8 protein-coding genes are annotated in these 21670 nt (G+C 69.5%); all 8 read left to right on the forward strand.

Annotation, left to right across the window (positions count from 1 at the left end):
* Positions 1-3 precede the first annotated feature (3 nt).
* The 8 genes from gspK (at position 4) to N7590_RS07045 (ending at position 21597) form a co-directional block, all read left to right on the forward strand.
* Positions 4-909: a type II secretion system minor pseudopilin GspK gene (gspK, locus tag N7590_RS07010; protein WP_164241164.1), complete on the forward strand. Its 906-nt coding sequence runs from the start codon at positions 4-6 to the stop codon at positions 907-909.
* Entirely contained in the window at positions 906-2069 is a 1164-nt protein-coding gene (gene gspL, locus N7590_RS07015; RefSeq protein ID WP_164241163.1) for a type II secretion system protein GspL, read from the forward strand. The genes gspK and gspL overlap by 4 nt, the downstream gene beginning before the upstream one ends.
* Positions 2066-2593: a type II secretion system protein GspM gene (gspM, locus tag N7590_RS07020; RefSeq protein WP_164241162.1), complete on the forward strand. Its 528-nt coding sequence runs from the start codon at positions 2066-2068 to the stop codon at positions 2591-2593. Before gspL ends, gspM begins: the two co-directional genes overlap by 4 nt.
* Complete coding sequence (gene gspD / locus N7590_RS07025) at positions 2590-4977, forward strand: type II secretion system secretin GspD (protein WP_164241161.1); 2388 nt, start codon at positions 2590-2592, stop codon at positions 4975-4977. Before gspM ends, gspD begins: the two co-directional genes overlap by 4 nt.
* Complete coding sequence (gspE, locus tag N7590_RS07030; protein WP_080375934.1) at positions 4974-6407, forward strand: type II secretion system ATPase GspE; 1434 nt, start codon at positions 4974-4976, stop codon at positions 6405-6407. Before gspD ends, gspE begins: the two co-directional genes overlap by 4 nt.
* Positions 6408-6414: 7 nt before the next feature.
* The gene (gene gspF / locus N7590_RS07035; RefSeq protein WP_164241160.1) at positions 6415-7614 is read left to right on the forward strand and encodes a type II secretion system inner membrane protein GspF; all 1200 of its coding nucleotides are present in this window, start codon (positions 6415-6417) and stop codon (positions 7612-7614) included.
* A gap of 218 nt (positions 7615-7832) precedes the next feature.
* The gene (locus tag N7590_RS07040) at positions 7833-8969 is read left to right on the forward strand and encodes a substrate-binding domain-containing protein (protein ID WP_164241159.1); all 1137 of its coding nucleotides are present in this window, start codon (positions 7833-7835) and stop codon (positions 8967-8969) included.
* A gap of 232 nt (positions 8970-9201) precedes the next feature.
* Positions 9202-21597, forward strand: a complete 12396-nt coding sequence (locus N7590_RS07045) for a filamentous haemagglutinin family protein (protein ID WP_164241158.1) — start codon at positions 9202-9204, stop codon at positions 21595-21597.
* The last annotated feature ends 73 nt before the right edge of the window (positions 21598-21670 follow it).

Consider the following 21670-nt stretch of genomic DNA (forward strand, 5'->3'; position numbering starts at 1 on the left):
CCGATGGCAACCCGGATGCGTTCGGTGTCGTGCGCCGGCCAGCGTGGCATGGCGGTGATCGTGGCGATGCTGGTGGTGGCGCTGGTGGCGGTGATCGCCACCGCGCTGCTGACCCGGCAGTCGGCGCAGCTACGCATGCTGCGCGGCGACCAGCTGCGCGCGCAGGTACGCATGACCGTGGACGCCTCGCTGGAGCGCGCGGCACAGCAGCTGCGTGAGGACGCGCGCGAGCAGGTGACGACGGTGCGCGACGGGCGCTGGGCGCAGCCGCTGCAATCGCAGGTGCCGCTTCCGGTACAGCTGCAACTGGTCGATGCGCAGTCGATGTTCAACCTGCGCAACCTGCTTGCACAGGGCAGGCCGGACCCGGACGCTCGGCACGCGTTCATTGCCCTGTGCGCCGGGCAGGGGCTGGGGCAGGGCGCCTGCGCCGCTGCGGCCGAGCACATACAAGCGCGCCTGCGCGATGGCGACATCCAGGCGCAGGCACCCCTGCCGCGCGAGTCATTGATCGAGCAGGCCTTTGCGGGGTCGGATCCGGTGGCCGTGCAGGCACTGGCGCGGCGCACCGTGGTGCTGCCGGCGCAGACCCTGGTCAATGCCAACACCTGCGATCTCAGCGTGCTGCAGGCGGTCACGCCTGAGGTCGAGCGAGGGCGCCTGCAGGCGCTGCTCGGAGAGCGTGACGGCGGCCACTGGCTGCTCAATCGCGGTGACATTGCCAATCGACTCCAACTGAGCAGCGCACAGATGGCCCTGGTGCCCCTTGGCATTCATAGTGAGTGGTTTCTCGCCGTCGGCCAGGTACAGGCCGACGGCCAGGCGGTCGACTTCCGGGCGCTGATCTGGCGTGAGTACCGCGATGACGGTGTGCGCGTGCAACGCGTGTGGACGAGGATCGGTGCATGAGCGTGCAGTTGAGGATCTGCCTGCCACCGCTGGAACGCCTGCGCACCGACAGTGAGGTCGATTGGGCGCTGTTGCACAAGGGCGCGGTGCAGGCGCATGGCCGCCGGACGCTGATGGCACTGGGCCAGCGCCATTCGCAGGCCGAGGTACTGGCCTGCCTCGATCCGCACGATCTGATCCTGCTGGAGCTGCAGCTGCCGCCACTGACCGGACGCAGGCTGCAGGCTGCATTGCAGGGCGAAGTGGAAGCGATGCTGCTGGATGACCTGCAGGAGGTGGCCCTGGCGCACGGCGCGCAGGCCGATGACGGCAGCGTGCCGGTCGCCTGGCTGGGCCAGCAGGCGATGGTGCAGGCACAGCAGCTGCTGGCGTCGTGTGGCCTGCGGCTGCGGGCACTGTATCCGACGCCGCTGCTGCTGCCGTGGAACAGCGGGGAAGCGACGCTGCGGGCCTGCGGTGAGCACCTGCTGGTGCGCAGCGGGCGCGACCGGGGCGGCGTGCAGTGGTGCGGCGGGCGTGACGCGGGCGCGGCGCTGCAGGCGCTGGCGGCACGGCTGCAGCAGTCCGGCGTACAGGCCGTGCAGTGGATCGGCAGTGTGCCGTCCACATGGCCGGAAAGCCTGCCTGCAACGGCGGTCGCGCACGAACTGCAGGCCTGTGGACCGCTGCCCGGGTGGTCTCTGCCCCTGCCCAGTGCAGCCCGGAAGCGGCCGCAGCTGGCGATCGGGCTGGCATTGGCCGCGGTGCTGCTGGCGGCACTGGGCCTGCAGCTGCAGGTTTCGCGTTGGCGCAGCGAAGGCGAGGCGCTGCAGCAGGACATGGCGCGGCAGTTCAGCGCACGCTTCCCCGAGATCACCGACGTGGTGAACCCGGTGCTGCAGGCGCGGCGTGCGCTGGCCGCACCGCCGCCGCTGCCGTCGTTGCCGGCGGTGCAGCGGCAGGTGGCCAGTACGCTGCAGGCGATTCCGGAACTGGGCGGCCAGGTCCGCGGCCTGCGTTACCAACCGGGCCAGCTGGACCTTGAACTGGACGCAGATGCGCAGGCGCTGGCCGACGACGCACAACGGCTGCAGCAGTGGCAGCAGGCAGCCCAGGCACAGGGCCTGGAGCTGGCACGCGCGAACGATGGGCGCCTGCGCGTGAGCGGGGGCGACCGGTGACCACACCGACCCTACGCCGGGGTGGGGGCCTGGCAGGCCTGCAGCAGCGCTGGCAGCGCCTGCCGCCTCGCGACCGGTTGATGCTCGGCGTGATGATGAGTGCGCTGCTGGTGGCGGGCCTGTGGTCGTTCTGGCTGGAGCCGCTGCTGAAGCAGCGTACGCACTGGCAGGCGGAACTGCCGCGGCTGCAGGCACAGGCCACCGCACTGGCGCCGCTGCTGCGCGCCCGCGAGCGCCAGCAGCAGGCCCGGGATGACCACCCGACGCTGGCCGGGCTGCGCGAACGCATCAGGTCCGCCGGCCTCGCCGAAGGACTGCATATCGAAGCGCGCGACGGGCGCTGGCACCTGCAGGTGCAGGCCGTGCCCGCCGACGCGCTGTGGAACTGGCTGCTGCCGGTGCTGGCCGATCCGGCCATCGAACTGCAGCAGCTGCAACTGACACGTACAGGGGATGCGAACATGCCGGCGGCACGGATTTCCGGAAACATCGTGATGGCACCCGTTGCGGGTGGACATTCATGAGAGCGATGCGCAGTCTTGCCTGCAGCAGCGCGCTGGCCCTGATCGTGGGCATGGCGCATGTTCCGGCTGTGGTGCTGGCGCAGGATGCCCGCGATGAACCGGTGCAGTTGAACCTGGTGGATACCGATATCGGTGGCGTGCTGCGCATGGCAGCGCGCTTCACCGGCCGCCAGTTCCTGGTCGATCCGCGGGTGACCGGCAAGATGACCGTGGTTTCCGAGGGTCCGGTCAGCCGTACCCAGGCCTACCAGCTGCTGCTGGGTGCGTTGCGCATGCGTGGCTTCGCCGTGGTCGAGAGCGGCGGTGTGAGCCGGGTGGTGCCGCAGGCCGACGCCAAGCTGCTCGGCGGACGCGTTGGTGCGGGTGGCGCCGGCGGCGAGATGACCACGCGGACCTTCGCGCTGCGCTACGAGAACGCGGCTGCACTGGTGGCGGTGCTGCGGCCGATGATCAGCCCGGACAACCCGATCACGGCCAACCCGGGCAACAACACCCTGGTGATCACCGACTACGCCGACAACCTGGAGCGCATTGCGCGGGTGATCGCCAGCGTGGATACGCCGGCTGGCATGGACACCGATGTGGTCAAGCTGCAGCAGGGCATCGCCGTCGACGTAGCGGCGATGGTGGCGCCGCTGCTGGATGCACAAGGCGCCGAGCCGAGCCAGAAGGTGGTCGTGATGGCCGATCCGCGCAGCAACAGCGTGCTGCTGCGCTCCAGCAGCTCCGGTCGCACGCGCCTGGCGCGGCAGCTGGTGGAGAAGCTGGACAAGGCCCAGGACGAGTCCGGCAACCTGCACGTGGTGTATCTGCGCAACGCCCAGGCCAACCAGCTGGCCGGGGTGCTGCGCGGCGTGGTGGCCGGGCAGAGCGATGCACCGGCGATGGGCAGCAACGAAGGCATCCCGCCGCTGCCCGGCGATGCCAGCCGCAGCACGCCGTCACAACCGTCGCAGGCGCAGGCGCAACAGGCAAAGGCCGGCGGCAACGCGCTGGAGTCACAGCGGCTTGATCCGAACCGCCGCGACCCGATCGAGGCCGGCAGTACCGGCTTCAGCCAGAACGGCATCTCGGTGCAGGCCGACGTGGCGACCAACACACTGCTGATCTCGGCGCCCGAGCCGGTGTACCGCAACCTGCGGCGGGTGATCGACCAGCTTGACCAGCGCCGCGCGCAGGTGCTGGTGGAAAGCCTGATCGTGGAGGTCAACCAGACCGACGCGGCCGAACTGGGCGTGCAATGGATGCTGGGCAATGGCCGCACCTTCGGCGGCACCCACTTCGGGGGAACCACGGGTGGCAGCGGGCTGAACACCGGCGCGCGCACCACTCTGGACGTGCTGCCCAAGGATGGCCTGAAGATCGGTGTCATCGACGGCACCATCAACCTGCCGGGGGTGGGCCAGATCCTCAACATGAAGGCACTGGCCAATGCGCTGCAGAGCCGGGGGGGTGCCAACATCCTGTCCACGCCCAACCTGATGACCCTGGACAACGAGGCGGCCAGCATCATGGTCGGCCAAACCGTGCCGTTCGTCAGCGGTCGTTACGTGACCGACGGCGGGGGCGGCAGCAACAACCCGTTCCAGACCATCGTGCGCGAGGACGTCGGCCTGAAGCTGCGCGTGCGTCCACAGATTTCCGAGGGGGGCACGGTGAAGCTGGACATCTACCAGGAAGTCAGCAGCATCGACGCGCAGAGCGCGACCAGCACGGCCGGCATCATCACCAACAAGCGTGCACTGGACACCAGCGTGCTGCTGGATGACGGCCAGATCATGGTGCTCGGTGGGCTGCTCGAAGACAGCGTGAGCCATGGTCGCGATGCGGTGCCCGGCTTGGGAAAGATCCCGGTGCTGGGGGCGCTGTTCCGCAGCGATACGCGCAAGCGCGCCAAGACCAACCTGATGGTGTTCCTGCGCCCGCACGTGGTGCGCGACCCGGCCGCCGGGCAGCGTCTGACCCGCGACCGCTACGACTACATGCGCAACGCGCAGGCCGGTGCGCAGCCGGCACAGAGCTGGGCACTGCCCGCGCTTTCCGCGCCGCAGCTGCCGCCGCAGGATCTGTCCGTGCTGGGCCAGGGCAATGCGCGCGATGGCCAGGGCCAGCCGTTGCAGAACAGCAGTCTGGCGGCGTTGTATCCGGCCGGCGAAGGCGATGCGCAGCTGGTCCAGTTCGCGCAGGGGCTGGACGTGGCACGCGCCAACCAGGGCGTGGCGCAGGCGCGGGCACTGGGATTGCAGGCCTATGCCGAGGCCGCGCCGGGCGGGAGTGGACAGCGCCTGCGGGTGCGGCTGCCACGCGACCCGGCGAGGCTGGACCCGGCGCTGCAGCAGTTGCGTGGGCTGGGCTACACGCCGGAACTGGTGATCGGCCCGTGAGCGTGACCGCGCCGCTGCCGTATGCCTGGGTGCGCAGCCACGGCGTGATGCTGGCCGAGGCCGGCGGTGAGCCGGTGCTGCTGGGCACTGCCGAAACGGCCGCCTGGGCGGTGGCCGAACTGCGCCGCCGGCACGGCCCGCTGCCGTTCCAGGCACTGGATGCCGCAGCCTGGCAGCAACGACTGGGGGAGCAGTATCGCGACGGTGGCGATGCCGCAGCGGTGGTCGGTGCCGCTGAAAGTGAAGTGGATCTGGACCGCCTGATGCAGGACATGCCGGAAGTCACCGATCTGCTGGACGCGCAGGACGACGCGCCGGTGATCCGCATGATCAACGCGCTGCTGGCGCAGGCCGCACGCGATGGCGCCAGCGACCTGCACATCGAACCGTTCGAGACCCATTCGGTGGTGCGCTACCGGGTGGACGGCACCCTGCGTGACATGGTCCAGCCACGCCGTGCACTGCATGCGGCGCTGGTGTCGCGCATCAAGATCATGGCGCACCTGGATATCGCCGAGAAGCGCCTGCCGCAGGACGGCCGCATCGCGATCCGTGTCGGCGGCCGGCCGCTGGACATCCGCGTGTCCACGGTGCCGACCGGACATGGCGAGCGCGCCGTGCTGCGCCTGCTGGAAAAGGATGCCGGCCGCCTGCAGCTGCAGCGGCTCGGCATGGCCGACGACACCCTGGCCACGTTCACCGGGCTGATCCGGCAGCCGCATGGCATCGTGCTGGTGACCGGCCCGACCGGCAGCGGCAAGACCACCTCGCTGTATGCAGCGCTGGGGCAGCTCGACAGCAGCACCAGCAACATCCTGACTGTGGAAGACCCGGTGGAGTACGACTTCGCCGGTATCGGCCAGATCCAGGTCAATGCGCGCATCGGCATGAGTTTCGGCACCGCACTGCGCGCGATCCTGCGCCAGGACCCGGATACGATCATGATCGGCGAAATCCGCGACCTGGAAACCGCGCAGATTGCGGTACAGTCATCGCTGACCGGGCATGGCGTGCTGGCCTCGCTGCACACCAACGACGCGATCTCGGCGGTGACCCGTTTGGCCGACATGGGCGTGGAGCCGTTCCTGCTGGCCTCTTCGCTGCGCGGCGTCCTGGCGCAGCGGCTGGTGCGGCGCCTGTGCACCCAGTGCCGGCGGGCAGAGGTGGATGGCGAGGGCCGTACCGTGTGGCGCGCGGTGGGCTGCGCGGCGTGCGCGAACAGCGGCTATCGCGGGCGCACCGGTATCCATGAACTGTTCGTGGTCGATGAGCGCGTGCGCGCCCTGATCCACGAAGGGCAGGGTGAGCCTGCGCTGCGGGAGGCGGCGCGGCGTGCCGGCATGCGCAACCTGCGCGAGGATGGCCAGCGCTGGGTCGACAGTGGCGTGACCACGCTGGAAGAGATCCTGCGCGTTACCGGCGACGCCTGAGGCGACGATGGCACTGTTCGACTACCAGGCCGCCAATGCGCAGGGCCGCATCGAGAAAGGACAGCTGGATGCCGACAGCCCGCGCAGCGCGCGCCAGCTGCTGCGCGGACGCGGGCTGACACCGGTACAGGTGAGTGCGGCACGCGCTGCAGGCAGTGGCTGGGGCGCGCGCCGGTTGTCGGCCAGCGAGCTGGCCTGGGCCACGCGCCAGTTGGCCAGCCTGCTGGCCGCAAGCCTGCCGCTGGAAAGCGCGCTGAGTGCGGTGATCGAGCAGGCCGAGCGCCCGCACGTCGCGCAGGCGCTTACCGCGGTGCGTGCCGACGTGCGCGCCGGCCAGCGCCTGACCGTGGCACTGGCCGCGCGGCCGCGTGATTTCCCGCCGATCTACCGTGCGCTGGTCGGTGCAGGCGAAGACTCCGGAGATCTGGCCCGGGTGATGGAGCGTCTGGCCGACTACATCGAGGAGCGCAATGCACTGCAGGCCAAGGTGCTGACCGCCTTCATCTACCCGGCGGCGATCAGCCTGGTATCGGTGGCGATCGTGATCTTCCTGCTCAGCTACGTCGTGCCGCAGGTGGTGACTGCGTTCGTGCAGGCGCGGCAGACGCTGCCGATGCTGACCCAGGTGATGCTGGCTGCCAGCGCGTTCGTGCGCAGCTCGGGCGTGTGGGTGGCGCTGGGCAGTGGCGCGCTGGTGGTAGCGTGGCGGCTTGCACTGCGCCGGCCCGAGCTGCGCCTGCGCTGGGATGCGATGCTGCTGCGCGTGCCGATGGTCGGGCGCTTTGTGCTGGGCGTGAACAGTGCGCGCTTTGCTTCGACGCTGGCGATCCTGCTCGATGCCGGTGTGCCGCTGCTGCGTGCCCTGGAGGCGGCGCGGCAGACATTGGGCAATGCATTGCTGGTGCGCTGCGCCGATGACGTATCCGCGCGGGTACGCGAAGGTGCGGCGCTGGGTTCTGCGCTGAAGGTGCAGAAAGTGTATCCGCCGATCCTGGTGCACCTGGTGGCCAGTGGCGAGAAAACCGGTTCGCTGGCGCCACTGCTGGATCGCGCTGCGCAGACGATTTCACGCGAGATCGAGCGCCGGGCGATGGCGCTGACCGCACTGCTGGAACCGACCATGATCCTGGTGATGGGCGGCGTGGTACTGACCATCGTACTGGCGGTGCTGATGCCGATCATGGAGATGAACCAGCTGGTGCAGTAGATCCACGCCCTGCGCGGATGGAATCACCCGATTCTCCACACAATCCTCCACACCTTTTCCTGATCTTCCACAGGTTTCTTAAGCGGCCTGTCATCGGCGCGGACCAGCATGGACACGTCGCCGCAGAGTGGGCTGGGAGGCCCTTGGCGGCAGCAGGCGTGAAGTGACCGTTCCTCCCTTGGTGTTTCCCTTCGCAGTAAACCCTTCAGGAGAAGATCATGAACAAGTACAAGACCCTGGCCGCGCTGGTTGCCACCGCGCTGCTGGCTACCGCAGGTGCCGCCTCGGCGCAGTCGCTCGTGCAGGGCGGTGGCGCGTCGCTGCCGGCCAAGCTGTACAAGGGTTCGGCCGACAGCATCCTGCCGGCCAACTTCAGCTATGAAGTGACCGGCTCGGGCACCGGCAAGCAGGCCTTCCTGGAAAACCGTGCCGACCTGTTCAAGACCACCGGCACCGTGCATTTCGCCGGCAGCGACTCGGTGCTGACCGACGCTGAGATTGCCGCCTACGCCGCCAACTTCGCCCCGACCTACGGCCCGCTGATCCAGATTCCGTCGGTCGGCACCTCGGTCACCGTTCCGTTCAACAGCGCCGGTGGCAACCTTGACCTGAGCGTCACCCAGCTGTGCGGCGTGTTCGCCGGCACGATCACCAACTGGAGCACCCTGGACGCGAATCGTTCGGGCCCGATCACCGTCGTGTACCGCAACGAGAAGAGCGGCACCACCGAACTGCTGACCCGTTTCCTGGCCAGCGCCTGCTCGGCCAGCGACACCGCCGGCAGCACCCTGATCGGCGGCAAGTTCAGCACCACCCAGGAGTTCTGGAAGCAGTTCTCGTCGCTGCCGGCGAACTTCACCACCGCTTCGGCGCTGGGCAGCCAGCCGCTGTATGACAAGGTCTACGCCACCACCGGTGCGATCGGTTACATCGGCCCGGACGTGGTGCCGAACCTGAGCGACGCCACCAAGATCGCCAAGGTGCGTGGCTTCTCGCCGAACGACCCGAGCGTGCAGGCCACCCTGGACACGGTGCTGCCGCCGACCGGCGCTGCTGCCAATGACGTGCGCAACTGGGCCCCGGTGTTCACCAACCCGCCGGCCGTCGGCTACCCGATCGTGGGTTACACCACCTTCGAGCTGGGCCAGTGCTACAAGGCCGGCAACGTTGCGCTCGCCCTGCGCGGCTTCCTGCTGGGCCACTACAACGGCAACAACGATGCCGCGTCGCGTGCCCACGGCTTCGTTCCGCTCACCCCGGCCTGGCGTGATGCCATCCGCACCCGCTTCGTGCTCGCCAGCAGCGTCAACGGCGTGAACAACGCCAGCGCCTGCGCCGGCCTCGGCCGCCCGTAATCGCGTCGAACGCAGTGCTTGAACCGAGCGCCGGCCGTGAGGCCGGCGTCTCTTGCGTGTGCTCGCCGGCCCCGGTTCCGGCCGCACTCCGGCCGCTTCGCGCAGTGCCTACGCTGTCTTTTGATGTCGGCTTCACGCAGCCGTCCCCGTCTTACAGAAGCAGGGCGCGTGCCGCCCGATCCTTCAGAGCGCGCCGTGATCGCGGCCGCCCAACCAGGTTGACGAGGTTCAGATGTCGCATCCGCTCACGACCGCTTCGCGCCCGTCCACGCTGCGCCGCAGCCACCCGATGGCCTGGGCCGTCGCCGTTGCGCTTGGCACGGTGGTGGCGCCGGCCAGTCAGGCCCAGCAGGCCTTCAGCCCGGCCTGGTTTGCCGACCGCGGTGCCGCCCAGGGCGCGGCCGCGCAGAGTGGACGCATGCCCAGCGGGGTGCCGATCCAGTTCCAGCTGCCCGCGCAGCAGCAGGATGCAGCCCGCCAGCAGCTGCAACAGTCGATCGACAACCTGGGAACCGCCGCACAGGCCATCGCGCTGCAGCAGCGGCTGCAGCAGGAAGCCAGGCAGGCACGGCGTGACGCGGGATTCGTGGTCGCCGACGGGCTGGGCAAGGACGGCCTGAAGGTGGATGAGAACCCGCTGACGCGGGGCTGGACCAACGCCCGCGAGGCCATCCAGGCGCAGGGCGCCGATGGCCGCGTGCAGGTCAGCATCGAACAGACCGCAGACAAGGCGATCCTGAACTGGGAGACCTTCAACATTGGTTCCAACACCACGTTGAACTTCCTGCAGAACCCTGACTGGGCGGTGTTGAACCGGGTCAACGACCCCAACGCGCGGCCCAGCCAGATCCTCGGCCAGCTGAAGGCCGACGGCAGCGTGTTCGTGGTCAACCGCAACGGCGTGATCTTCGGCAACAACGGCCAGGTGAACGTGCGCAACCTGGTGGCGGCGGCCGCGCGGATCAGCGACACGCAGTTCCGTGATGAAGGCCTGTACAGCGTCAACGCCAGTTCGGATGCGCTGACCGAGGCGTTCGGCAAGGTGATGGTGGAGCGAGGTGCACGCATTGCCACCCATGAGCCCACCACGGCCACGCGCGGGGGCGGCTATGTCCTGTTGGCAGGGCGCAGCGTGGAGAATGCCGGCCAGATCGACACCCGCAAGGGCCAGACCCAGCTCGCCGCGGGCGACAGCTTCGTGATCCGGCGCGGCGTGGGCACGGCACAGAACACGTCGTCCACTACAGGTGGCAACGAGATCGCGCCGCGCTTCGTGGCGGGCAGCACGGCAGGCGATGTGCGCAACAGCGGCCTGATCCAGGCACGCGAAGGCGACATCACGCTGGCCGGACGTCATGTCGAGCAGGCCGGCGTCGCGGTCGCCACCAGCACCCTGAACCAGCGCGGTACCGTGCACCTGCTCACCTCCGCCAGCGATGGCAAGGCCAGCGTGACCCTCGGCCGCGATGCCACCACGGCCATCCTGCTGGAGGACGATGGCAGGACCACCGCGCTTGACAGCCAGCGCCAGGCGCTGCTGAACGAGTCGGCCACCCAGGACAAGGTGCGCAGTACCGCCGCACAGGGCGCGTTCGACAACCTGTCGCGGCTGCAGGATCGGCGCGACCAGTCGCGCGTGGAAATCGTCTCCGGTGGCACGGTCGAGGCCCAGGCCGGGTCGCTGACCCTGGCCACCGGCGGCCAGATCGTGGTCGACGCACGCCAGCGCACGCTGCTGGGCGATGGCGCACGCGTGGATGTATCCGGTGCCACCGGGGTGAAGGTGGCGATGGAGAGCAACCAGCTGGAAATCAACGTGCAGGGCAACGAACTGCGCGATGCCCCGGACGTGCGCGATGCCGGCACGCTCAACAGCAGCCGGGTCTGGGTCGACCGGCGCGGCCTGATCTACGTGCCGGCCGGGACCGGTGGCCATGAAGGCGAACGCTGGTATGCCGGCGGAGGGCTGCTGGAAGTGAGCGGCTACCTGGGCAACCAGCGCCACTCCATCGGCGAATGGGCCGCGCAGGGCGGCACCGTGCAGCTTGCCGGCAGTGAAGTGGTCAGCGCCGCGGGTTCGCGGATCAATCTGTCCGGCGGCAGCCTCGATGTGGCCAGCGGCATGCTCAAGGAGAGCTGGCTGCGCGGCAACGATGGACAGCTGTATCGCCTGGACGACGCGCCGGTGGATCGTGGATTCGCCGGCCTGTATCGCGGTTTTGAAGTGGAACAGGCGCGCTGGGGCATCACCGAAGCCTGGCGCAATCCGTTGATCGGCAATGAATCGCGTTACGAGAATGGCTACACGGTGGGACGCGATGCCGGGCGGCTGCTGGTTTCGGCGCCGACCGCGGTGCTGGAGGGGCAGATCGATACTGCCGTGTTCAATGGCGTGCGGCAGACGCGGGCACCGGGGAGCAGCACCGATGGCTACGTGCAATCGCAGACGGCGGTGGCACGCGGCGCACAGCTGTGGCTGGGGCGCTACGACGGTACCGGCCGCAATGCGGTGTTCGACTCGCAGGTGCGCATCGGCACGGCCGCGGCGGCCACCGCACGCTGGAGCCTGCAAAGCGCGCTGGATGAGAGCCGGCGCAACACCGTCTGGCTTGATGGTGCACAGTTGAGCGCCCAGCAGTGGGGCCGGCTGGACCTGGCGACGGCAGGCGGCATCCGCATCGACGGTGAGCTGGCCCTTGCCGATGGCGGGCAGCTGAACCTGGTCGGTGGCCGCATCGACATCAACGGCCAGGTCCGGATTGGCGGTGGCAGCCTGACTGCCAGCAACCTCCTGGCCGACGCCACCGGCCGCATGCAGGTGGTGCAGGCCAACGGCCGTGGTGTGGTCGCATTGGGCGAAGCGGCGGTGATCGACCTGGACGGGCGCTGGGCAAACCAGCGCCTGGACGGCGGCGCCGGCAGCGCGCAGGCATGGATCAACGGCGGTCGCGTGCAGCTGGAAAGCAGCCATGATGTGTCGTTGGCCGCAGGCAGCCGCATCAGTGTCGATGCAGGTGGACGCGTCGACCTGCAGGGCAAGGCCAGTGCAGGCAAGGGCGGTGACATCGCCCTGCTGGCCGACAGCAGCCAGGTGACCACCGACGGCAGTGGGCGCTTGCAGCTGGACGGGCGGCTCAGCGGCCTGGGCGGCACGGGGGCCGGCACCCTGCAGCTGGCGACCGGGGGCAAGGTGACGTTGGCTGACCGGGCCCGCGACGATGGCAGCCTGTGGTTGTCACCGACGCTGCTGCGCAGCGGATTCGGTCAGTACGACATCAACGGCCATGCCGGGCTTGAGGTGGCCGATGGCACCCGGCTGGACGTGCGCGCACCGACGTTGCGCGTGCGCCAGGCCGCTGCCGATGCAGCGACCGCAGGCGAGGGCCTGGAGGCCTGGACGGCACCGCTGTATGCATTCGACCCGGGTAGCGGGTCGGTCACCCAGCGGCAGGGCGCAAGCGTGCTGCTGCGCTCGCAGCGCAATACGCTGGGCGGAGATGTAAGGATCGGCAGCAACGCGGTCGTGCAGGTCGATGCCGGGCAGTCGATCGAGCTGCGCGGCGGTGGCAACATCGACGTGGCCGGTGCGCTGATCGCAAAGGCAGGCAGCATCCGCCTCGACGATGTGCGCGACAACCAGCAGCGCTACCAGATCGGCGGCACCCCGTTGCGCTATCGCATCGGCAGCAACGCGCTGCTGGATGTGTCCGGCGACAGCTTCGCCGCGGAGGACGCCGCGGGTCGCCACCAGGGCGTGCTGCACTCGGGCGGCAGCATCGGGATCGGCGGTACGCTGGACTGGGAGTCGCGCGATGCGCTGGAGAACCGTCCGCCGGATGCCTTCGTGGTGGTCGAGCGCGGCGCGGTTCTGGATGCGTCCGGTACCCGTGAGACGCTGACGGTGGATGGCAGTGGCACCCGCTCCGTGGCCAGCGACGGCGGCACGATCGTGCTGCGCTCGGCCAATGGCCTGTACCTGGATGGCACGCTGCGGGCGGCGGCCGGTGGCGTGGGCGCGCAGGGCGGCACGCTGGGCGTGGCCTTCGGTGGTGGGGTGTACGAGCGCCGGGCGGGCGCTGCGGAACTTGGCCCGCGTGCAATCACCCTGGTGCAGCAGTCCAGCGATGCAGCCCCTGGCGCGTCCACGCCATTGCAGCACGGGCACGCCGAGCTGTCGGCGGCACAGGTGCAGGCCGGTGGCTTCGACCATCTTTCGGTGTTCGGCGATCTTCGCGCGCAGGGGGATGTCGACCTGCGCGTGGGGCAGAGCCTGCGCCTGTACGGGCTGAGCGATGCCGCGATGGGCATGGCCACCGGCAGCGCGGCGGGATCGGCATTGCACGTGCAGGCGCCCTATGTGCGCCTTGCGCAGGCACGCTGGTTCCGTGACACCTCGGACAATCCCTTTGTGGCTCCGGTGGCGGCCCGTGCCGACGCCGGCAACCACAGTTTCAGCGCCTCGGCACAGGTGCTGGACGTACGCGATACGGTCGATCTGGCCGGCTTCGGCAGCGCCTACCTTGCCAGCAGCGGCGACCTGCGGCTGCTGGCGAAAGTCAGTGGCAACAGCAACTTCTTCGATACCCAGCTGCTGGCGCCGTCGAGCCTGGACATCACGGCCGCGCAGATCTATCCGGTTGCCGGAACCAAGGGCCGTATCGCGGTATCGATCTACGATGTGCTGGGTGGACAGAACAACTGGACCGATGCCAAGGGCGTGCTTCGCATCCATGGCACCGGCGCCACGCCTCCTGCGGCCGATTCGGTGTTCGGTTCGCTGGCGCTGGTTGCCGCCACGGTCGAGCAGGGAGGCGTGGTGCGCGCGCCGCTGGGACAGCTGGTGATCGGCGGCCTGGGCCCAGGCAATGGTGCGTCGCGTATCACGCTGTTGCCCGGCAGTGTGACCTCAAGCAGCGCAGCCGGCCTCAGCGTTCCCTTCGGTGGCACCGTGGATGGCCAGCGCTGGCGCCTGAACGGCAAGGATGTCAGCCCCAGCCTGGTGGGCATGATCAGCGCCGTGGACACGGTGGGTGTCGACCTGCATGCCAACAGTGTCGACATCCAGGCCGGTGCACTGCTGGACCTGTCCGGTGGCGGCACGCTGACCGGCGCAGGGTTCGTCAGTGGCCGCAGCGGCTCGGTGGACGTGCGCAGCCACGCACTGCGTGACGCCAATCCGGCTTACACCTTCAGCGCCAGCAGCAACGCGGTGTATGCCATTGTCCCGTCCTACCGCAACGGCATCGCGCCGCTGGGCCTGGCCGACGGCAGCGCCGACCCGGGCATCGGCCAGCGCATCACCGTGCCTGAAGGGGTGCCGGGCCTGGCGGCGGGCACCTATACGTTGCTGCCGGCGTCCTACGCGCTGCAGCCGGGCGCGTTCCGGGTGGAAGTAGGGGCGCAGGGCACGCAGCAGGCGTTGGCCACCGCCACCGGAACCGGCTCGTGGAAAGTCAGCGGCCAGCAGGCGCAGGGGCTTGCGCCTGCCGCATCGCCGTTGTGGACGGACCTGGTGCTGACCCCGGCCGACGTGGTGCGCCGCCACTCCGGCTACAACGAAACCGGCTACAACGCGTTCGTGCAGGACGATGCGGCGCGCCGTGGCATCGCGCGTGGCATGCAGTCGGTGGACGCCGGCACGCTGCGGCTGACGCTGGGCGCCGGTGCAGGTCTGGGCACCACAGACGCACTGCGCATGCAGGGCATGACACGTTTCGCGGCCGAGGCTGGCAGCAAGGGCTTCGGCGGTACGGTGTCGGTGGTCGGCAATGGTGGCCCGAGCACGCTGGAAGTGCTGGGTGCAGGCCAGCGCGCCAGCGCGGGCAGCATGGCGGCCATTTTCGCCGACGCGCTCACGGCGTTGCAGCCCTCGCGCCTGATGGTCGGTATGACCCTGCGTCCGGACGCCACTCTGCCCGGCACGCTGAATGTGAAATCGGAAGGCGGCGGCGTGCTGGTTCGTTCCGGTGCAACGCTGAGCGCCCCCGAGGTGATCCTGGGCGCAGCAGCCGGTGGCGCGGGCGTGGTGATCGAGCAGGGCGCCGTGATCAGTACGGTCGGGCGTGGAAAGCCCGGCTACGACGCCACCGATGGCTATCTGATGAAGCTCGACGCGACCACGGGCGTGCTGGCCGTGTCCAACGGTCAGACCAACCTGCTGTCGGGGGGCGCGGCCGCCCGGGTGGCGATCGATGTGGGCGCCTGCCGCAGCGACAGCTGCACCGGGCAGACCCGGTTGCTGTCCGAGGGCAGCATCAATGTCAGTACCGAGGGCGGGTTCCAGCTGCGCGACAATGTCAGCTATGGCACGCGCCGGTTGGGCCTGTCGATGACCGCCATCAACCTCGGTGATGCTGCATCGTTGCAGGCGATGGCTGCACAGGGTGCCCTGCCGCAGGGGCTGGCGCTGAACCAGCAGACCCTGCAGCAGCTGCTGCGGGGCAATACCGCGCTTGGCACGCCCGCGCTGGAGACACTGAGCCTGTCCGCGCGCGACGCAATCAATGTATTCGGCAGCGTGGACCTGGACACGCGCAATCCGGCCACCGGCAACAGCAGCCTGCGCGAGCTGGTGCTGGGGGCGCCGGCGATCCATGGCTACGGCAAGGCCGGTGACCAGGCCCGCATCTATGCCGACACGCTGGTATGGGATGGCACACAGGCGGTGTCGACGGTGCTGACCGACGGTACCCCGCAGGCGCCGGGCGCGGCGATGGTCGATCGGCTCGGCCATGGACAGCTCGAGCTCAACACCCGCTCGCTGATCCTCGGACGCGCGCCCTATACACGCCCCAGTTCGGAAGTGCCGGCCAATCGCCAGGTGCTCGGGTTCGACGGCGTCTCGCTGCGGGCCACGCAGCAGGTGCAGTTCGCCGGCAAGGGCACGCTGGATGTCTACCAGGCCCAGGGCGCCTACCAGGCCGGCACGGGCTGGCAGTACAGCGGCGGCGCACTGGACATCCAGGCACCGCTGCTGACCGGCGCGGCGGGAAGCACCCTGCAGGTACGCAGCGGGGGTGATCTGCGCATCAGCGGCGCCGGCCAGACCCAGGGGCACGACGCGCTGGGCGCCGAACTGGGGCTGCAGGCACGCAATATCCTGATCGACTCTGCCGTGGCGCTGGCCTCGGGCCGCCTGCAGGCCAGGGCGGACGGCGACGTGGTGCTGGGCAGCAACGCCCGCATCGACCTGGCCGGGCGTCGCATCCGCATGGACGATCTGGACAAGTACAGCTGGGGCGGGGACGTTGAACTCACCGCGCGCCAGGGCAACGTGCTGGCCGCCGCTGGCTCGAGCATCGACGTCTCGGCATCGAACAACCGCGCAGGCCGGATCACTGCCAATGCGCTGGGCGAAAACGCGGGCCGCATCGAGCTGGCCGGGACCCTGCGTGGCAGCGCGAGCGGTCGCCAGGCCACCGGTGGCAGCACCGTGCCCTATGACAGCGGCGAACTGGTGCTGCGCGCGCAGCAGCTTTCCGACTTCGCCGGCTTGAATCGCCAGCTGGATGCGGGCGGCTTCTTCGGTACCCGCAGCTTCCAGCTCAAGCAGGGCGACCTGACCGTGACCGACACGCTGAAGGCGCGCAACGTTGCGCTCAGCATCGATGGCGGCAGCCTGCATGTGCTCGGTACCATCGACGCCAGCGGAGAGCAGGTGGGAAGCATCCGCCTGGCCGCGCGTGACCGCCTGCAGGTGGATGGGCTGCTGGATGCACACGGCAGCGGGCTGCGGGTGGACAGCTACGGCAAGATCATCGACAGCAGCAACCGTGCGCTGGTGGAGCTGGGCAGTCGCGACGGCGAGGTGGTGCTGGGCAGTGCCGCGCGCGTTGACCTGCGCAGCGGCACCGCAGTTGCACAGGGCACCGCGCCAGGCCAGAACGATGGCGTGGCACGAGGCACCTTCACCCTCAATGTGCCGCGACGGGGCACTGACGATGCAGCAGTGCGCGCCGAGTCCGGTGCGTCGGTCACCGGCGCGCGGGATGTGCTGGTCAATGCCTTCCGGCGCTATACCGACGCGCCGCTGGCAGCGACGCCGGACGTCAATGGCCATCGGCCGCAGCTGGTCACCCAGCAATGGCTGGACACGGTGGTCGATCCGCACAACCAGGCATGGATGAACGCCGCACTCGGCAACGCCGATCTGGCGGCGCGCACTGCGGGACTGGGCAAGGTGCGGCTGCGGCCTGGCGTGGAGATCGTGGGCCAGGTATCGGCCGACAATCCCACCGGCAACCTGACCGTGCGCGGCGACCTGGACCTGTCCGGCTACCGCTATGGTCCGCAGGCCAATCGCAATGACCCCCTGCGCCGTGGATTCGGCGAGTCGGCTGCGCTGGTGCTGCGCGCAGCGGGCGATCTCAGCATCTATGGCAGCATCAATGATGGCTTCGCGCCGCCCCCGGCCAATCCGGATGAGTCGGGCTGGATGCTCGGAGAGACGGCCGATGCCAATACGCTGCGCATCACGCCGCTTGGCGGCGACATCGTGGTGCCCATCGATGGCGTGACGCTGCAGGCCGCGACACGTTTCCCGAAGGGCGCGGTGCTGAACTACGCGATCCCGGTCACGCAGACCGATGTGCCCGCCGGCACCGTGCTGCCGGCGGAGATGCGGCTGGGCGCCCGCCTGCTGCTGGCGGCGGGCACGGTGCTGCCGGCAGCCGTCACCCTCGCCGACGGCACCGTGCTGGCCGCGGGCAGCCTGCTGCAGCAGCCGTTGCAGCTGGCAGCCGGTGACCGGCTGGGCGCGGGCTTCCGGCTCGCTTCGAAAGCAACGCTGGCGGCGCAGCTCTGGCCGGCAGGCGCGGCGTTGCCGGAGGCCATGGAACTGTCCGGCGCGGTTGCACTGGCACCGGGCTCGCTGATTCCGTCGATGACCGCGGTGAAGCTGCCCGGCGGCAAGCCGGTCAACCTGCGGCCGGCCGATGCCAACGGCAGGCAGGGCCGCAACTGGGCGTTGGCGGCAATGTTGCCGGAAGGCACCACGTCGTGGGATGTCACTGCCGTGGCCGGTGCCGATACCTCGGCAGCCGATCCGCGCCTGCGCCGGCTGGACGCCAAGGGCGACCTGATCCTGGCCGACAGCCACTATGGAACGATCGGCACCGTGCAGAAGACCAGCGAGTGGATCGGCGAGCGGGTCCTCACCCTGGATGGCGCGCTTGCGCTGATCGGTGATCCCTCCTACGCCAATCGCCCGTTGAAGGAAGTGGCCGAAGAACTGGGCGTCGACGAGCAGACGCTGTGCGACGCCGGCGAAGGCTTCTGCGGCCTGGCCCCGCGCCTGGTGGCCAAGCAGGCCTCGCTGGACCTGGTGGGCGACGAGTCGGCGGTGGGCATGTCGGCGAAGGAATTCGCCGAGATCTTCGGCATGACCGAAGAGAGCTTCTGCGCGATCACCGACTACTGCTATGGCGGCGGCGAACTGATCGAGAAGACGATCTATGGCTCGAAGCTCGGCACGCCGCTGTGGAGCGTGCTGCGCACCGGCAAGGGCGACCTGCAGCTGCTGGCCGGCCGCGACGTGCGGATGATGTCGGGCTTCGGCGTGTACACCGCCGGCGCCCCGACATCGCTCGGCAACGGGCGCGATGCAGCGTTCAATCCGGATCGGGCGCCGGCACCGGGGCTGTCCACCGTGCTTGGGCCGACCGATGCGGACGGGCGCTATGCAGCCGCCTTGGGGGCATGGCAGGCCTGGTATCCGGACCACGGCGGAAACCTGACCGTTTCCGCGGGCCGCGACATCCGTGGTGACCTGTGGGACAGCGCCGGCCAGGTCGGATTCGACGTCACTCCGCGCAGCCAGACTGAAGGCGCGGGCTTTGCCCCCAGCGCGGTGGGCAACTGGCTGTGGCGCCAGGGCAGCCCGGGGGGGGCCGGGGCGCAGCCCACGGCGACCAGCTGGTGGGTGAACTTCGGCAGCTACACCAGCCTGCCGACGCTGACCGGTGCGCGCATGGTGGGCTTCATGGGCTTCGGCACGCTGGGTGGCGGCAACCTCACCCTCGAGGCCGGCCGTGACGCGGGCGTGGCCAGCGGAACCGTGGTCAATTCACTGGCACGCCATTCGTCCGGCGTGGTGGCAGCGGTGGGCTCGACCGGGCGCGTCGAGGCCGACGGTACGCTGCACCTGACCGGTGGCGGCGACCTGGCGGTGCGCCTGGGTGGCGCGCTGAATCCGAACCTTGCACTGGCAACCAGCGATCCATCGTTGAACCAGCCCAACCTGCCGCTCAGTGGTGCGCTGGTCAACCTGCGCGGGCGCATGCAGCTGGACGCGACACGCATCGGTGGCATGGTCACCAATGTGGCGCACTACGTGGCGCCGTACAGCGGCCTGAGGCAGGAAGATCCGTTCCGCGCGCAGCTGGGCGATGCCATGGGCGGGCCGGTGCTGGTGCTGGGCGACGCGGTGGCGACCCTGCAGTCGCGCGGCGACCTGGTGCTGGCCGGCGTGGCCGACGCCGGCCGGGTGCCGGTGCCCAGCTACAACGCACTGGCGCTGGGCGATGGCCGCACCGCCGCTTCCAGCAGCTGGTTCTCGCTGTGGACCGCCAATACCGCGGTGGACCTGATCTCGGCCGGTGGCGACCTCGCACCTGGCCAGCAGAGGGGAACCGTGATGGCCACCGCCGAGTCCGGCGAACTGTTCGCCGAGGCGGTGAAGCAACGCGGCGGTGCCGATCTTCGCTACTGGCTGTATCCCTCGCAGCTGCGGATGCTGGCCGCCAGCGGCAGCATCCGCCTTGCGGAAACTTCGACCACGGGCGGTGATGCGCGTGATGTGCTGCTGACCGCGCCCTCGGCACGCGGTTCGCTGGAAGTGCTGGCGATGGACTCGATCCTGGTGCCGATGCGCGGTGCCGACATCAGCAGCTCCGGCGCCGATGTGCGCTTGCCGTCGCCGTTCGCACCGGCCTTCACCGCCGAGGTGGGCGCCACGGTGATCGGCAACGCTTCGGTGGATGGCGTGGCAGGCAATCCGCGCGCCTCGCTGCCGCTGTTCGCGTTCGGCCCGAATGCGCCGCTGGCGCGGGAACTGCGCGAAGGCACAAACGCGCCGAATCGATTCTATGCAGTGCAGGGTGACATCGTCGGCCTGAGGACCGGTGGGCAGTGGACGCTGGATAACGCCATGGGCACGCGCAGCCTGCTCAACTGGAGCGATCTTTCCGCCCCGGTGCAGGTGCGCGCCGGCGGCGACATCCTGGTGTCCAGCATCGGCGCGATGAACACCACTGCCACCGACATCACCGTGGTGCAGGCCGGGCGCGATGTGGTGCGCAGCACGGTACGCGTGGCCGGACCGGGCAACGTTGATGTCAGCGCGGGCCGCCAGCTCCGCTTCGAGGACGCGGGCAGCGTGACCACCACCGGCGGCCTGATCCAGGGCGACACCCGGCCGGGTGCCAGCGTTTCCTTGACTGCCGGCGACCAGCACATCGCCTTCGATGCAGTGCGCGCCCGCTACCTGGAGGCTGCCAATCTTGCCGATCCTGCGCAGCCGCTGGGGGCGCAGCCGGGGAAGGTGGCCAAGATCTACGACGCGGAACTGAAGCAGTGGCTGTCGCAGCGATTCGGCATGCGCGTCGACGACGGCTCCGCACTGGCCGCCTTCGATGCGCTGCCGAAGGAGCAGCAGCACATCTTCCTGCGCCAGGTCTTCTATGCCGAACTGCGCGAGGGAGGCCGCGAGTACAACGATGCCGAGGGGCCGCGCTTCGGCTCCTACCTGCGCGGGCGCGAAGCCATCACCACCCTGATGCCGGACAAGGATGCAAACGGTGCGACCCTCGACCGGACCGGCGACATCGTGATGTTCGGTGGCTCCGGCGTGCGTACCGAAGCCGGTGGCAACATCGAGCTGCTGGCGCCGGGCGGCCAGATCGTACTGGGCGTGGCGGGCGAGGTTCCGCCAGCCAGTTCCGGCCTGATCACCCAGGGCCGAGGGGATATCCGGCTGTTCAGCCAGGACAGCGTGCTGCTGGGGCTGTCGCGGGTGATGACCACCTTCGGCGGTGACATCCTGGGCTGGTCGGAGCAGGGCAACATCAACGCCGGGCGCGGCTCGCGCACCACGCTGCTGTATACCCCGCCGCGCCGCGTCTACGACGGCTGGGGCAACGTCGTGCTGTCACCGCTGGCGCCTGCGACCGGCGCGGGCTTCGCCACGCTGAATCCGATTCCGGAAGTGCCGGCCGGCGACGTCGACCTGATCGCGCCCCTCGGCACCATCGACGCGGGCGAGGCGGGCATCCGCGTGTCGGGCAACATCAACCTGGCTGCGCTGCAGGTGCTCAACGCCGCCAACATCCAGGTGCAGGGAGAGAGCAAGGGCCTGCCGGTACTGGCCACGGTGAACGTCAACGCGCTGGCGGCAGCCAGTGCAGCGGCAAACAGTGCCAGCCAGGCCGCACAGGACGTGATGCGCAAGAGCCAGGACGACGCGCGGCGCAACCAGCCGTCGGTGATCAGCGTGCAGATCCTCGGCTTCGGCAGTGGCACCAGCAGCATCCAGCCGCCGGCGCATGGCAACACCGCCAGCGGTGGCTACGACGACAACAGCGCCTTCCAGTTCCCGCAGGCCAGGCGCGATGAAGGCAAGCAGCGCCGCTGAGCATCGAACGGCGCTGCAGGCGGCAGCATCGGGCCAGCCGCCATGGAGGGGTGGCGGCCCCAGCCAGGACGGC

Source organism: Stenotrophomonas sp. GD04024 (assembly GCF_029837545.1).
Classification (GTDB): Bacteria; Pseudomonadota; Gammaproteobacteria; order Xanthomonadales; family Xanthomonadaceae; genus Stenotrophomonas; species Stenotrophomonas forensis.

Bases quoted from the DNA above. Each gene is read 5' to 3' on its own strand.
- gspK (WP_164241164.1), top strand. From the start codon at position 4: ATGGCAACCCGGATGCGTTCGGTGTCGTGCGCCGGCCAGCGTGGCATG.
- gspL (WP_164241163.1), top strand. From the start codon at position 906: ATGAGCGTGCAGTTGAGGATCTGCCTGCCACCGCTGGAACGCCTGCGC.
- gspD (WP_164241161.1), top strand. From the start codon at position 2,590: ATGAGAGCGATGCGCAGTCTTGCCTGCAGCAGCGCGCTGGCCCTGATC.
- gspF (WP_164241160.1), top strand. From the start codon at position 6,415: ATGGCACTGTTCGACTACCAGGCCGCCAATGCGCAGGGCCGCATCGAG.
- N7590_RS07040 (WP_164241159.1), top strand. From the start codon at position 7,833: ATGAACAAGTACAAGACCCTGGCCGCGCTGGTTGCCACCGCGCTGCTG.
- N7590_RS07045 (WP_164241158.1), top strand. From the start codon at position 9,202: ATGTCGCATCCGCTCACGACCGCTTCGCGCCCGTCCACGCTGCGCCGC.